The following is a 12986-nucleotide window of genomic DNA, read 5'->3' as shown; positions in this document are numbered from 1 at the left end:
CCCAAATAATGAGATCTACCTGGATTAAAAGAATACTGAATACGTCAATCCCTTCGACACAGGGAGGACATATTCAGTCTTCATTAATAATAACAAAGGATTCCAGCCTCTCGTACCGCTTAATTGCCTTACTCGTCTGTTTGTTTGCTTTTACAAATCTAAATGCGCAAAAGCTTGATTCCATTACACCGATACGCGATAACATAGGAGATTTAAACGAAGCGGCTATTAGAAAAGGTGATTTCCCGGGTGCCATTAGACTCCCCAGCACAGATGTTTCGCTGGCCATTGGAGGATTTATTAAGGCCGTTGCATTATACGATACCAGATATAATGTAAAAAACGAAATCCTTCTTCCCGGCACATTCGCTCCCGAAAATATTTATAAAGGTCAGACTTATATGGGCGCCAAAACATCGCGCTTATATTTTGACGGAAGGTCTACCATAAAGAATATACAAATGCGGGGTTATATCGAGATGAACTTCAGGGGAGAATCGGGATTCTCCTTACGACATGCTTATTTACAACTGAGTAATAAAAAGGGTCAAAAACTATTAATGGGGCAGTACTGGAGTCTTGTGATGGATTTGCTTGCGATTCCTGAAGGTTTGGTTGAACCCACGATTAGTGGACTTCCCTTTATACGCCAAGGACAAATTCGGTTTAGCACCCCAATCTCAAAAACACTTGCATTGTCGGTTTCTATGGAAGATCCCGGAAATTCAGATCTAAAAGGAGTTAATATGACTCCATTGAATAAATACCCTCATTTTATTGGATCACTGAGCATTGACCCTTCATCTATATTTCATTTTAGCATCATGGGAATGGTTCGCCCCATGTCTTTTGCTGATTTAACAGATGATTCTCAAAATCTTGCAACTGGTTATTTAAGCAACGCAACGATCATAATTAACCCAAATGACGCTAACAAGCTTACGCTTTCAGGCCTGTATGGTTCAGGAGCCTCAAATTATCTATTGGGAGCGGATAGCAATACAGGATACTTCGATGGAATTCGAACTGAATTGCAAAACCAACATGGTGGTTTTGGTGCATACCGCCATGAATGGAACGAAAAATTCAGGAGTAATTTCGCATATGGAATGTTTGTCGGTGATGAAATTCCCAATAATCCTAATCCACATATAAAATCAAGCACCTTCGCTTTTATTAATACGTTTTACAGGGTTAATAAATATGTAAATATTGGTGTGGAATGGATATACTCAGCCAAGGAAAATTTCAACGGGGGAAAATTCAATAATAACCGTTTTCAATTTGGGATACAGCTATTTTAATGGCAGCCCTTACCAGTGCCTGTAAAGAAAGTGATGTTCCAAATGGAAAATCAGAATCGAACGAATTTAAAATAATAAATGAGTCAGAACCTTTTGGAACCGAGGGAAAGGCCTATTCGAAACCTAAATACAAAGTAGAATTACGTTGGGAACCCAATAGCTACATTATTCCAGCTAATACTTACAGAGGCTGTTTCGATGGCATTCAGGGTGCAGGTTTCGAAATTGGTGTTGATATATTAACACCGCAGTTTCTGAACAAAGATTTTATTCTAGGCAGCCATATGCAGTCTTGATCGGACATTCTGCCACTGATCAATTAAATGTGGTTTCCTTAATAATCGGTGCTTTCAAACATGGAATTTATTATCAGATATAATATACTCTTAGAAGAAAAGCCATTTACATGGCTGACAATCGGTCATTTATTTAATTGATGGTATCAACTAAAATTCTTAAAAATATATGAATTACAATTTCATATTTCCCATTCGGCGTAAGACTCTCTCTGTGGTCGTGGTATTGGTGTTTTTTTTATCTCACTACTCCTTGGCCCAAGAGAATGATAAAAAGGACGACTCTTCCCCCTATGAATTGATGTCCAGTTATTACAACAAGGATTTTCATCCTTTTAAAAAGAGAAACATTTACATAGGAATGGCATTTGGCTTGGAAGACAAGCAATCGACCAATACTATCGGACTCTTTGAAAACATCATCGACGGCGACCGGCTCAACTATGACCTCCTACTGAGAGCAGGATATTATACAGGTAACTATGGAATGGCCGGGATAAATTTCAAGTACTACCAAAATAGATTTGCAGGAGAAGTCTTTCGAGAACCTGATACCCTTCAGTCAAATTCCATCAGTAGGGGAATTGAATTTACGCCAAACTTCCGGTCTTCTGTGCCCCTGACAGACAATGAACGCCTTAGTTTTTTTACGGAAGTGGGGTTGACCTTTGGCTTTGGCAATACACTAAGACGAACTATTAAAGACCTGGATGTGGTAGATAAGACCTATTCCTCGGATTTCAATTTTCGCGTGGGTATCAGTCCTGGGATCACTTTTTTTGCTATGGAAAACTTTGCCTTTGAGATTCAGCTGAATGTGGTAGGCTATGAACTTCAAGTCCGTGATCAAAAGGTCAATGATGGGGTAAAATCAAGGGAAATCCGGCAAAATGTGGATTTCAATATTGACCTCCTCTCCCTAAATCTTGGGCTGGCATACTATTTTGGATCTAAAAGATAAAATAGAATCTATTATGAAAAAATATATCATTCTGTTCCTTTTGACCATAGTTTTATCTTCCTGTGTCAAGGAAGATTTCTTTGGCTTATCAAACTATGGGAATATCAAATCAATAGTTGTAAGCAACCAGGCGAGCAATGCAGTGATCAATACCAATGAATTTACCGTAGAAGTTGAAATCCCTGCAGGAGTTGATCTTTCTAACATCTCAATTCAAAACTTGGACCTCTCTTCATTCGCCACAGCAGACAAGCAAGTGGGCGACATACTTGACTTACGAGAACCTCAACAGATTCTTGTAACGGCGGAGGATGGAAGTTTACACGCTTGGACCATCACATCATTTGTTGCATCCGCAACTCCTCAGCTAGATAATGGAGATCTGAATCAATGGTATAAAACGGGTTCGGATTATTTTGAGCCCGGAAAGGATGCTGCATCAACCATATGGGGAACTGGGAATCCTGGCACACAGATTTTGAACAAACTAGCTACTGTTCCATTTGATCTGGGAAATGGGAATCTCGCTGCACAAATGATCACATTGGACAATGGTAGGCTGGCAGGCACATTTGGTGCGCCCATTTCTACTGGATCAATATTTACAGGTGTTTTTGATTCGGATAAAATTGACCCTTCTAATCCACAGGCCGCCATAGACTTTGGAACTCCTTTTAGTGGCAGACCTGAGAAACTGAGGTTAAAATATAAGTACCAAGCTGGTGAAGTAAATAAGGATAAACAGGGTAATGAATTAGGGTACCCCGACATGTTAGATATTTATGCGCTCTTGGAAATAAGATTAGGAGGTAAAACAGAGCGCTTGGCTACAGCTTGGTTTAGAAGTAGCAACAATCAGTCAGATATGATTGTCATAGAGATTCCCTTTACTTACGGTGAACTTGATGGCACACTCCCGGATTATATGAAACCCGTCAACCAAGCTTATGTTAGCTCCGATTCCGCTGCATTTGTACTACCAACGCATATCATTTTTGTGGCTTCCTCCAGTTTCGACGGTGCCAATTTTGCCGGAGCGATAGGTAGTACCCTAATAATAGATGATGTGGAAATGGTCTATAAAGAGTGAAAAATTAAAGTGCGACTAGAAAAATCTGATTCTTAGTTAGACCAATGAAGACAGAACAACTTCTAGGTATCACCTAATATACCTTTTAAAAAAAGGCCATTGTGTTTGTCTATTTATTCAAGCTTAAAAAACAATTTAAAATCTTTACTATGCGACCTTTCTACTTAAAATTATTCCTATTGCTTATTTCTTTTGCAGGCTCACTTCCTGGTTTTGCTCAAGAGGAAACTGGAAAAACTGCTGCAGAATTGGCTAAAGAATTGGCGAATCCCAACACCGTCTTGGGTACCATGAACTTTAACTTTGATTACATGCATTACAAGGGTACTTTGCCCAGCGCGGGAAGCCAAAACAGCTTTTCAATGAGTTTTCAACCTAGCCTTCCCGTACCTTTAAACAAGACAACTAATCTTTTTATAAGACCAAATATTCCTGTTTATTTTTCGCAACCGGTATATGGGCCAAATGGTTTTAAAAGTGCCGGGGCCAATCTGGGAAATATCAGTGCTGATATCGCGGTGGGAAAAACATTTCCATCAAAAACTATTGGTATCATTGGTGCATTTGGAAGTTTTAGAACGGCAACAGACAATGCCTTAAAATCTCCTTATACTCTGTTAGGACCTGAAATCATGGTTGCTCAAATTTTTAAATGGGGTGTTCTTGGTGCTATGGTAAATCACTCATGGAATGTGAATAAGATTGACCCAAGCTCAAATGATATTTTTACTAGTTTGGGTGATGATATATGGATTGCAACAGAAGGAGGAGAATCTGCCAGTATTACTGCTGGTCAATATTTTTATACCGTTACTTTACCAAATGCCTGGCAAATCACGGGGTCACCAACTTGGTCTTATAATCACAAAGCCTCAAAAGGTAATAAATTTACATTTCCGATTGGTACGGGTGCAACTAAAGTGACTAGTATTGGCAAGTTGCCTTTTAAAATGAGTTTGCAATATTGGTATTATGTTGCATCACCTGAAGCTTTTGGTCCGCAACAACAAATCCGCCTAACTCTTTCTCCAGTTGTTCCTTTGCCTTGGTAAGAGCTCGGATCAAAATCTGATAAAATTGTGCTCGTTTAGAAGTAATTCTATGAAACAAGCTTTACTAATAATATTACTTGTTTAGTATTGACGCCAATGGTAGTGAAGGCTCAAGCCTGGTATCCAGGCTGCACGTTGAAAACAATAGAGATTATCATTAAAAGTAGTAAATACGGGAGGGGAATTCATGATGCTCTATCGCGAAAATGGAGACGGTTCATCTGGCGTTGGAACTCGTTTACAGTTTATGGCCAAGTACATATTCTAAACAAAAGAATCCCATTTATTCTACTTCCCCAGCAATGTTTTTCTCACGGTCTTCCTATGTGTGTCTATTCTTTTGTTTAATGATGATAACAGGCTATTCAAATGCCCAATCAGATAGTACCACAACAAAGAAGAAACTTAGTCTTAAAGACCCAGAAGATGTGGCTTACACTTTATGTCTTGACAGACGCACTGAAGGAACTGGGAATGCCGAATTTTTCGGGGAAACTGACTGAAGATGAAGTGACCAAAATTCAAGCATTTATCCAAGGCACAGCTGATGCAGTCAAGGCACAAATGGGGGCTTCAAAGTAATAGCTGAATTAAAAGAAACTATCGAGGCGGAAATCAAGCGACTGAAAAAACTTAGACCAGAAGAGTAGATAGTACATCCATGAAAAAACTCATTTATTTAATTTTCTCTTTCCTAATGCTACTTATAGTGGGCAGTTGTCAGGAACCTAAAAAAACCTTTATCATTCCGGAAGGACATGTGGGAATGTTCGGCTATGGCTCCTTGATGTCCAAAAAACTGATTGAAACAGGGCTTTTAGCAGGTAAATATGATGGGCCATTTCTTTCGGCACATCTCAAAGGCTATAAAAGATCCTGGAGTTTTATTTGGCCCTCCACCCTACCTGCCTTTACTTCGGACGGGCAATATTACCATGCTTCTATTTTGGTGGAAGGAGACACTATTATACCTCAAAACATCCATTACCTCAATATCCGTGAGGATTCAAACTCAGTAATTAACGGTGTCTTATATATTGTTCCATTTGCAGATCTTCCCTCCTATGATGACTGGGAACTAGGATATGAACGATTTGAAGTGACCGATTTGATTAGCGATTATATAGTGGAAGGAGGTCCGGTTTTCGCATACAAGGCCCTTCCGGAATTCACCAAAGATCCGAGTGCCGACTCCACCGAAAACATCATCGAGCAAAGTTATATGGATATTATCCTGGATGCCTTTGACTATTGGGGAAAGGAATTCGAGGAAGAATACCGAATGAGCACTGAACCTGTCGACCAGCGGATCATTCGGGAAAGTATAAATATCCCTTGGATCGATCCTCCACTGGATAAACTGGAGGAATTACGCTCAAAATTCAAAACTCCATCATGAAAAATTCAGTATCCACAGACGAAAGAATTGCGAAAATGACCTTTGCAACGGTCTATCCTCACTATGTAAATAAGGTGGAACGAAAAGGAAAAACGAAAGAGGAATTACACCAAATAATTTCTTGGCTGACCGGATATTCCGAGCAAGAAATACAGGAACAGATTCAGAAAAAAACCACTTTTGCCCAGTTTTTTGATCAAGCTCGCCTACATCCAAATGCTCCCTTAATCAAGGGACTGATCTGCGGGTACCGGGTCGAAGAAATCGAAAATCCACTCTCCCAGAAAGTCAGGTATTTAGACAAATTAGTGGATGAATTAGCAAAAGGGAAAAAGATGGACAAGATCTTGAGGGTAGGTTAAAATGGCATTCCCATCCAATTTGGCAGAGAGGCCATTTATTGCTGAAAATCAAAATAAACATTGCTTTTGGAAGTTATCAAGGAGATATTCGGAAATATAAAACGAAGACAAATAGCCTGTTGAACAAAATCAGGCTACGCGATTTAAAAAAAGCCCTGTATAGTTTTACATAACCCGGTAAAACAAATCCTTTCAATCTGAGGCTTTTAGAAAAACATAGGTGCAATGAAGATTATTGGAAAAATTAGAAATAGATTTATTACGCTTCTGATTGCGATTTTAACTATTGGCTTTATTGGATATCTGGATTATTTAACCGGAGCAGAATTTTCTTTTGCCTTCTTCTATCTCTTGCCCATAGCTGCTTTATCCTTAGCTCCTAACACCAAAGCATACGCTATTATTTTCAGTTCTTTCGTAGCTTCTATTTTATGGTTTTTCGCCGAATACTTGAGTAGAGATTACTCAATGCTTTTCTTTCCAATTTGGAATGCAGGAGTACGTCTTTCCATGTTCATTTCCATTGGCTTACTCATACTCTATCTCAAGAAGAAAGAAAAGAAACTTAAAACATTAAATACCAATTTGAAATCACTGAATGAAGAAAAAAACAAATTCATTGGTATAGCTGCACATGATATACGAGGTCCTCTTGGGATCATTAAATCATTTACAGATATTTTAATTGAGGACCATAAAGACGATTTAAATCCTGAAATCACTGAAGTTCTGGATATTATAAAAAAAACAAGTAGTAATAGCATTACTATTCTTGAAAATCTACTGGATGTTTCAAAGATAGAGGCAGGAAAACTAGTTTTAAATTTTAAGGCGCAAGATTATATTTTATTTATCAAAAACCAGATTTACTTAAATCAGCTTTTAGCGAAGAATAAAGACATTCAGATTTCACTTCAATCAGAAAAAGATGATCTGTTGGCTGATTTTGATGAGCATTATTTAAGCGAAGTAATAGGAAACTTGTTATCAAATGCGATCAAATACTCGAATCGAAATACCGAAATACTGGTCAAAATCTCCATGCCAACTAGCAACCAACTTTTAACGGAGGTAATTGATAATGGAATTGGAATTACTGAATCAGAGCAAAAAAGTCTGTTCAACTATTTTCAAAAAACAAGTTCTCGTCCAACAGAAGGAGAAGAAAGTACAGGTTTAGGCCTCGCCATTTCAAAGCAGATAATTAGCCTACACCATGGTCAGATTGCCGTAAAAAGTTCCAAAAACCAAGGTTCCAACTTTTTCTACCAGCTTCCAATAAAAAAGGAAAGTACAGGTGATAAATAACTAGCTTGCCAAATGTTAATTGGCAATTCTCTTCTCAGCGAGATTTAATCCCAACTAAGTACAGAAGGTATTCAACTTTTTCAGAATAGTCGTGAAAAAAAAAGCCAATTAAATAGCTATATTTCAGTGACTTCGACAATTCAAAAAATAGATTCCTAGGTAGTTTGTATGCTTTTTGTAAAGTCTATGAAAAAGAATTATTTCCTCGCCACGAGCCTGGTTTTACTCATCCTATCTATTATTGGATTTTCTGATAATCTGTTTACAAATATCTGCCAAAAAAGCAACAGTGATCCAAAATTTGTCATTCATGGGCTATTTTGGTTTGTTTGGTTTATAATTCTGGTTATCCAGTCAAATTTTATCCGGAAAGGCGATTTCAAAGCCCATAGAAAACTAGGGATGCTCGGAATGGGGGCTGCTATTGGGGTTACGCTAAGCACGCTTTATATTTTTATTGAAACTTATGATGGCTGGGATAACATGTCGGATTTTGTAAAAGCAAGTAGATTCTTTTTGCCTTCCTTTTCGATCATGGTCTTACTAGGCTATTTAAATCGCAATAATCCAGTCAGGCATAAACGTTACCTGTATCTCGGCACTTTGTTTCCCTTGATTCCTATATTAGATCGGGCCAGTGGGCGAATTCAGTTTGGTCTAGATCTTTTCAATCCTGACCTATTTATCATCCTGGTTTGGAATGGCTTATTCATTTCCTTTTTTGTGTATGATTGGGTCACGCTTCGCAGAATTCACCCGATTACTTATTGGAGTTTTCTTTGGTTTTACCTCGTCTGGACAATTTGCATCTATACCTCCTAAGAAAATGTAATTTCCTGAACCCACCTTCACTTCCGACTCCTCACCCCCACCTCAAAAGATTCAACCTTGGATCTAAAAGATCCAAACTTGGATATAATCAATTTATACTTCCTGATAATTACTCCTGCTTAATCTTTATAATTCCATTTTTTGAACTATTTCAAGAGCACCTCACTCGGAATCATACTTCTTTCTAACTTTTTTTCTATAAATCAATCGGTTATATTGGATAAGCTTTTTTTATCAACTTCCCAAACTTCTTTAAATCCTACTTCCATGTCAAAATTTTCAATTTTTATAGTCCTGGCTTTTTTACTAATCGCCTCCTGCCAAAAGCCCACCGATAACACCTCTGAAAACGTATCCGCCGCATCTGACGCTCCTATCTCAGAAGAAGTGTTAAAACTTGGAGAACAGACCTATACTACCGTCTGCGCTGCTTGTCATGCAGATGGAAATACCACCCTGGCTCCAGCAAAAGGACTTTTAGCCGGAATGTCTCCTCATGCGATCTTAGCGGCCCTGAACATGGGAAAAATGCGAGTTCAGGCAGAGCCCTTAAGTACTGATGAGCGAGAGGCAGTCGCACAATACCTCACCAACAAGAAATTAATAAAGGTCATAATTCCAGAATCCGCTTACACTACCTTCGATATTTCAGAGGAGGATATAAATGCTGATTTTAACTATACCGGTTGGGGTGGAAATATGGAAGGAACTGGGTTTCGCTCCACAGCTCAGGCAGGAATCACTCCCGAAAACGTATCTTCTCTGGAGCTAGAATGGAGTTTTGCTTTTCCAAACTCCACCGTAGTTAGAAGCAAACCTGCCATCATCGGAGACTGGATGATCGTAGGAAGTCAGTTTGGAGAAGTATATGCCCTAAATCGACATACTGGCCAAATCGGATGGATGTTTCAGGCTGATGCTGCAATCCGAGGAGCGATTTTCTATACCGCTTCAGGAGAATCCCTAACCGCATACTTTGCTGACTATGCGACTAATGTTTATTCCATTGACATCCGTACAGGGGAATTAAACTGGAAAAAAAGAGCCGGCCATCACCCGCTTTCTTCGGTCACTGGCTCTGTGGTGGTTTATGATGATATCGTTTACATTCCTATTACTTCCTTCGAAATAGTCTCCACTCAAGATTCGAACTATGAATGCTGTAACTCCTCGGGTGGAGTCACCGCACTGAATGCTAAAACCGGAGTTGAAATCTGGAAGCATAGAGTAATCACTGAGGAAGCCAAGATTTCCGGGAAAAAGGAAAATGGAGGTTCAATCTATGGCCCTTCAGGAGCTCCAGTTTGGGCAAGTCCTACTGTGGATGCGAAAAGAGGATTGTTATTTATTGGAACAGGTGAAAACTATACCGCTCCAGCTACCAATACCAGTGATGCGATTCAGGCACTGGATCTGAAAACAGGAGAATTAAAATGGAATTGGCAGGCCTCTAAAAATGACACCTGGAATATGGGATGTCCTGATAATCCTAACTGTCCCACGCCAACTGGCCCTGATGTGGATTTCGGAATGGCTCCTATTTTGGTTTATGATCAAGTCAACAAAAGAGACATCTTGGTTGTAGGACAAAAATCTGGAGTCGTCCATGCACTGATACCTGAGACAGGAGAAGTGATTTGGCAAACCCGAATTGGAAAAGGTGGCGCATTAGGTGGCATTCACTGGGGACTGGCAACCGACGGCGAGCTAGTCTACGCTGCAAATTCAGACAATGTCTATGCTTTAGATCCTAGTGACGAGACAATTGCTCCTTCACCAGGGATCTATGCGCTGGATTTGCAAACCGGTGAAAAAGTATGGAGTGTCTCCCCTCCACCCTGCGACCCAGCTACCCGTGAAAACTGTCAGCAATCCAATTCTGCTGCGCCGACTGTCATTCCTGGAATCGTCTTCGAAGGTGACCTCAATGGATTTGTTCGGGCTTATTCGACCAAGGATGGATCTGTCTTATGGGAGTATGATACTGTCAGAGAATATGAAACCGTAAATGGACAAAAAGGCAAAGGTGGATCGATTGATGGCCCATCACCTGTCGTGGCAGATGGTATGCTGTATGTCAATTCCGGCTATGGGATGTTTGGGCAAATGCCAGGAAATATGCTGATGGCTTTTAAAGTGAAAAATAATTGATAGAAACAGGGATATTCTTTAGCCCTTATTTCCCCAAAAAACAATCTATGATAAGCAAATCCCTCAGCCTTTTTTGCAGCTTTTTACTCTGTCTTCAACTCATCCAAGCGACATTCGCACAATCCAACATCCAGTATGATATCGTCCTCAAAGGAGGTCGAGTGATTGACCCGGAGACCAAATTGGATGCGGTTAGAAACGTTGGAATCATTCAAAATCGAATTGCGGAAATCAGTTCAGAACCCCTGCGGGGAAAGGAGGTCATCGATGTATCTGGTCTGGTGGTCGCACCGGGATTTATAGATCTTCATGTGCACGGTCGTACCAATGTAGAGCAAGAATACCAGTTGCACGATGGAGTCACCACAGCGCTTGACTTGGAATGGGGTGTTGAGAATCTAGGCATGTGGTACGAATCCCGAAAGTCAAAGGCGCTGATCCATTATGGCGCCAGCGTCAATTGGCCCTATGAGCGTTTTAGGTCCATGGATAAATATAAGCAGGCTGTTGAAGATGCCTCTTCCCAAGCTTCGTCTTGGGAATCCAGTATTGATAAGGTTGGAGATCTTATGCCGCAATCTTATCTGGAGCAATTGAGCCCCGAAGAAGAAGTCCTGACGCATCAGAATATCAAGTTATCCCTGGAAGAGGGAGGATTGGGAATAGGAGTTCCTATAGGATACCTTCCCAATACTAAGGCTGAAGAAATGTATCGGGTATTTGAGTTGGCTGGAGAAATGAAGGCCCTGGTATATACTCATGTGCGTATCCCAAATGTCTATTCTGTTCAGGAAGTCATTGCAGATGCCATACTTACCGGAGCTCCCCTACACATCGTGCATATCAATTCTGTGTCTTTGGATCAAATCGGCTTATCGGTAAAAATGGTGCAAACAGCTCAGGATAAAGGATTTGATATCAGCACTGAATTGTATCCCTATACTGCTGCCTCTACTGGTTTGGCTAGTGCTATTTTTAACGATGGTTGGCAGGATCGATTGGGAATAAGTTATGGAGACTTGCAATGGGTAGCCACTGGAGAACGATTGACAAAAGAGACTTTTGAAGTCTACCAGAAAACAGGCGGTACGGTAATTATCCACCTGATGAAACCCGAATGGATCAAAACTGGCATAGCAGCTCCTGGAGTAATGATCGCTTCGGACGGATCCAGCTACTCCAAGCTTGCCCATCCCCGCACCGCGGGAACTTACTCGAAAGTTCTGGGCCAATATGTACGCGAAGAAAAACTGATAGACCTTCCTACCGCTATCGCAAAAATGACACTCCTTCCTGCCAAACGCATGGAAGACTTATCTCCAATGATGCGCTTCAAAGGTAGAATTCAAGTTGGAGCTGATGCCGATATCACGATCTTTAATCCCGACACAGTCATTGACAAAGCTACTTTTGAAGAAGGCTTGGCCTTTTCCGAAGGAATAGAATATGTATTGGTCACTGGGACATTTGTCTTGAGAAAAGGCGAGACGGTTTTAAATGTTTTTCCGGGAAACCCTATTTATGGGAAGTTTAAGAAGTAGCTGCGAGGAAAGCTTGTCCTAACTGAAAGTCATAATTTTGTGATCTAAAAATGAAAAAACAATTTCTGACTTTACTTTTCTTCTTTACCTTAGAAAGTATAGCCTTCGGACAGACCATAGAAGACGTTTTCAGAGCTATTCCATTAGAATATACAATCGATCTGAATCTAGAAGCCAAAGACTCTTTAATCCAAAATGGGACTTACGCAATTCCGGGTGGAGACGAAAGAGAATCATTGAAATGCGACTATACTTCTGAAAAGGACTTTATTCAACTGATCTATAGCTATCCATCAGGGCAAAGCGGAATTGTAATTATTGAAATCCGGAAATTTCAAAAGATTGATGGTTCCCTTGCTGTGGTGTATGCAAAATTTGGAGGTACTCGAAGTGCATATGATCAGCATACCCTTTTGACTTTTGACTACCAAGACAGATCGCTTACACTCAACGAAAATTTAGGTCTTCCAAAAACCATCGAAGCTTTTCAATTTCTAAAAGATAATCTTCCAGACAGCGTAAAAACACCAAGTAGAAACTTGAATACAAGCTACAATTTAGTTCCAGCCGAGGCGAGTTCAATTGAATACCTGGTAAATCCCTTTACAAATCAAGCAGAAGGATGGATAAAAACCGATCGCTTTCTATTCACTTGGAACGGGGAGCAATTTGAAAAAAGCAAAAAATAACC

The 12986-nt window shown here is 40.0% G+C and carries 13 protein-coding genes; all 13 read left to right on the top strand.

Annotation, left to right across the window (positions count from 1 at the left end; translation table 11 throughout):
* Positions 1 to 8: 8 nt before the first annotated feature.
* Positions 9 to 1304, top strand: coding sequence for a DcaP family trimeric outer membrane transporter (locus tag BVC88_RS03085; protein WP_075349158.1), 1296 nt, complete (start codon positions 9 to 11; stop codon positions 1302 to 1304).
* Entirely contained in the window at positions 1304 to 1600 is a 297-nt protein-coding gene (locus tag BVC88_RS03080) for a hypothetical protein (protein WP_075349157.1), read from the top strand. Before BVC88_RS03085 ends, BVC88_RS03080 begins: the two co-directional genes overlap by 1 nt.
* Before the next feature lie 169 nt (positions 1601 to 1769).
* Positions 1770 to 2561 carry a hypothetical protein gene (locus BVC88_RS03075; protein ID WP_075349156.1) on the top strand — a complete coding sequence of 264 codons (792 nt, stop codon included), beginning with the start codon at positions 1770 to 1772 and terminating at the stop codon, positions 2559 to 2561.
* A 13-nt stretch (positions 2562 to 2574) separates the two neighbouring features.
* On the top strand, positions 2575 to 3651 hold the full coding sequence (locus BVC88_RS03070; protein WP_075349155.1) for a PCMD domain-containing protein: 1077 nt from the start codon (positions 2575 to 2577) through the stop codon (positions 3649 to 3651).
* 101 nt (positions 3652 to 3752) lie between these two features.
* Positions 3753 to 4703: a hypothetical protein gene (locus tag BVC88_RS03065; protein WP_089153053.1), complete on the top strand. Its 951-nt coding sequence runs from the start codon at positions 3753 to 3755 to the stop codon at positions 4701 to 4703.
* 426 nt (positions 4704 to 5129) lie between these two features.
* A complete protein-coding gene (locus BVC88_RS21270; protein WP_175574367.1) occupies positions 5130 to 5285 on the top strand; it encodes a hypothetical protein in 156 nt (51 codons plus the stop codon).
* Between the two features lie 79 nt (positions 5286 to 5364).
* On the top strand, positions 5365 to 6102 hold the full coding sequence (locus BVC88_RS03055) for a gamma-glutamylcyclotransferase family protein (protein WP_139316511.1): 738 nt from the start codon (positions 5365 to 5367) through the stop codon (positions 6100 to 6102).
* Positions 6099 to 6464 carry a DUF2200 domain-containing protein gene (locus tag BVC88_RS03050; protein WP_075349152.1) on the top strand — a complete coding sequence of 122 codons (366 nt, stop codon included), beginning with the start codon at positions 6099 to 6101 and terminating at the stop codon, positions 6462 to 6464. The genes BVC88_RS03055 and BVC88_RS03050 overlap by 4 nt, the downstream gene beginning before the upstream one ends.
* Positions 6465 to 6689: 225 nt before the next feature.
* Positions 6690 to 7772, top strand: a complete 1083-nt coding sequence (locus BVC88_RS03045) for a sensor histidine kinase (RefSeq protein ID WP_075349151.1) — start codon at positions 6690 to 6692, stop codon at positions 7770 to 7772.
* A 186-nt stretch (positions 7773 to 7958) separates the two neighbouring features.
* The gene (locus BVC88_RS03040; protein WP_075349150.1) at positions 7959 to 8594 is read left to right on the top strand and encodes a hypothetical protein; all 636 of its coding nucleotides are present in this window, start codon (positions 7959 to 7961) and stop codon (positions 8592 to 8594) included.
* Between the two features lie 276 nt (positions 8595 to 8870).
* Positions 8871 to 10754 carry an outer membrane protein assembly factor BamB family protein gene (locus BVC88_RS03035; RefSeq protein ID WP_075349442.1) on the top strand — a complete coding sequence of 628 codons (1884 nt, stop codon included), beginning with the start codon at positions 8871 to 8873 and terminating at the stop codon, positions 10752 to 10754.
* Between the two features lie 47 nt (positions 10755 to 10801).
* On the top strand, positions 10802 to 12295 hold the full coding sequence (locus BVC88_RS03030) for an amidohydrolase family protein (RefSeq protein WP_139316510.1): 1494 nt from the start codon (positions 10802 to 10804) through the stop codon (positions 12293 to 12295).
* Positions 12296 to 12345: 50 nt separating this feature from the next.
* Complete coding sequence (locus tag BVC88_RS03025) at positions 12346 to 12984, top strand: hypothetical protein (RefSeq protein WP_075349149.1); 639 nt, start codon at positions 12346 to 12348, stop codon at positions 12982 to 12984.
* Positions 12985 to 12986 lie beyond the last annotated feature (2 nt).

Source organism: Algoriphagus marinus (genome assembly GCF_001936475.1).
GTDB lineage: Bacteria > Bacteroidota > Bacteroidia > Cytophagales > Cyclobacteriaceae > Algoriphagus > Algoriphagus marinus.
The sequence above is the reverse complement of the archived record's forward strand: the minus strand, read 5'-3'. Positions and strand labels throughout refer to the sequence as shown.

Bases quoted from the DNA above. Each gene is read 5' to 3' on its own strand.
- BVC88_RS03070 (WP_075349155.1), top strand. From the start codon at position 2,575: ATGAAAAAATATATCATTCTGTTCCTTTTGACCATAGTTTTATCTTCC.
- BVC88_RS03075 (WP_075349156.1), top strand. From the start codon at position 1,770: ATGAATTACAATTTCATATTTCCCATTCGGCGTAAGACTCTCTCTGTG.
- BVC88_RS03055 (WP_139316511.1), top strand. From the start codon at position 5,365: ATGAAAAAACTCATTTATTTAATTTTCTCTTTCCTAATGCTACTTATA.
- BVC88_RS03085 (WP_075349158.1), top strand. From the start codon at position 9: ATGAGATCTACCTGGATTAAAAGAATACTGAATACGTCAATCCCTTCG.
- BVC88_RS03025 (WP_075349149.1), top strand. From the start codon at position 12,346: ATGAAAAAACAATTTCTGACTTTACTTTTCTTCTTTACCTTAGAAAGT.
- BVC88_RS03045 (WP_075349151.1), top strand. From the start codon at position 6,690: ATGAAGATTATTGGAAAAATTAGAAATAGATTTATTACGCTTCTGATT.
- BVC88_RS21270 (WP_175574367.1), top strand. From the start codon at position 5,130: ATGTGGCTTACACTTTATGTCTTGACAGACGCACTGAAGGAACTGGGA.
- BVC88_RS03035 (WP_075349442.1), top strand. From the start codon at position 8,871: ATGTCAAAATTTTCAATTTTTATAGTCCTGGCTTTTTTACTAATCGCC.
- BVC88_RS03040 (WP_075349150.1), top strand. From the start codon at position 7,959: ATGAAAAAGAATTATTTCCTCGCCACGAGCCTGGTTTTACTCATCCTA.
- BVC88_RS03030 (WP_139316510.1), top strand. From the start codon at position 10,802: ATGATAAGCAAATCCCTCAGCCTTTTTTGCAGCTTTTTACTCTGTCTT.
- BVC88_RS03050 (WP_075349152.1), top strand. From the start codon at position 6,099: ATGAAAAATTCAGTATCCACAGACGAAAGAATTGCGAAAATGACCTTT.
- BVC88_RS03080 (WP_075349157.1), top strand. From the start codon at position 1,304: ATGGCAGCCCTTACCAGTGCCTGTAAAGAAAGTGATGTTCCAAATGGA.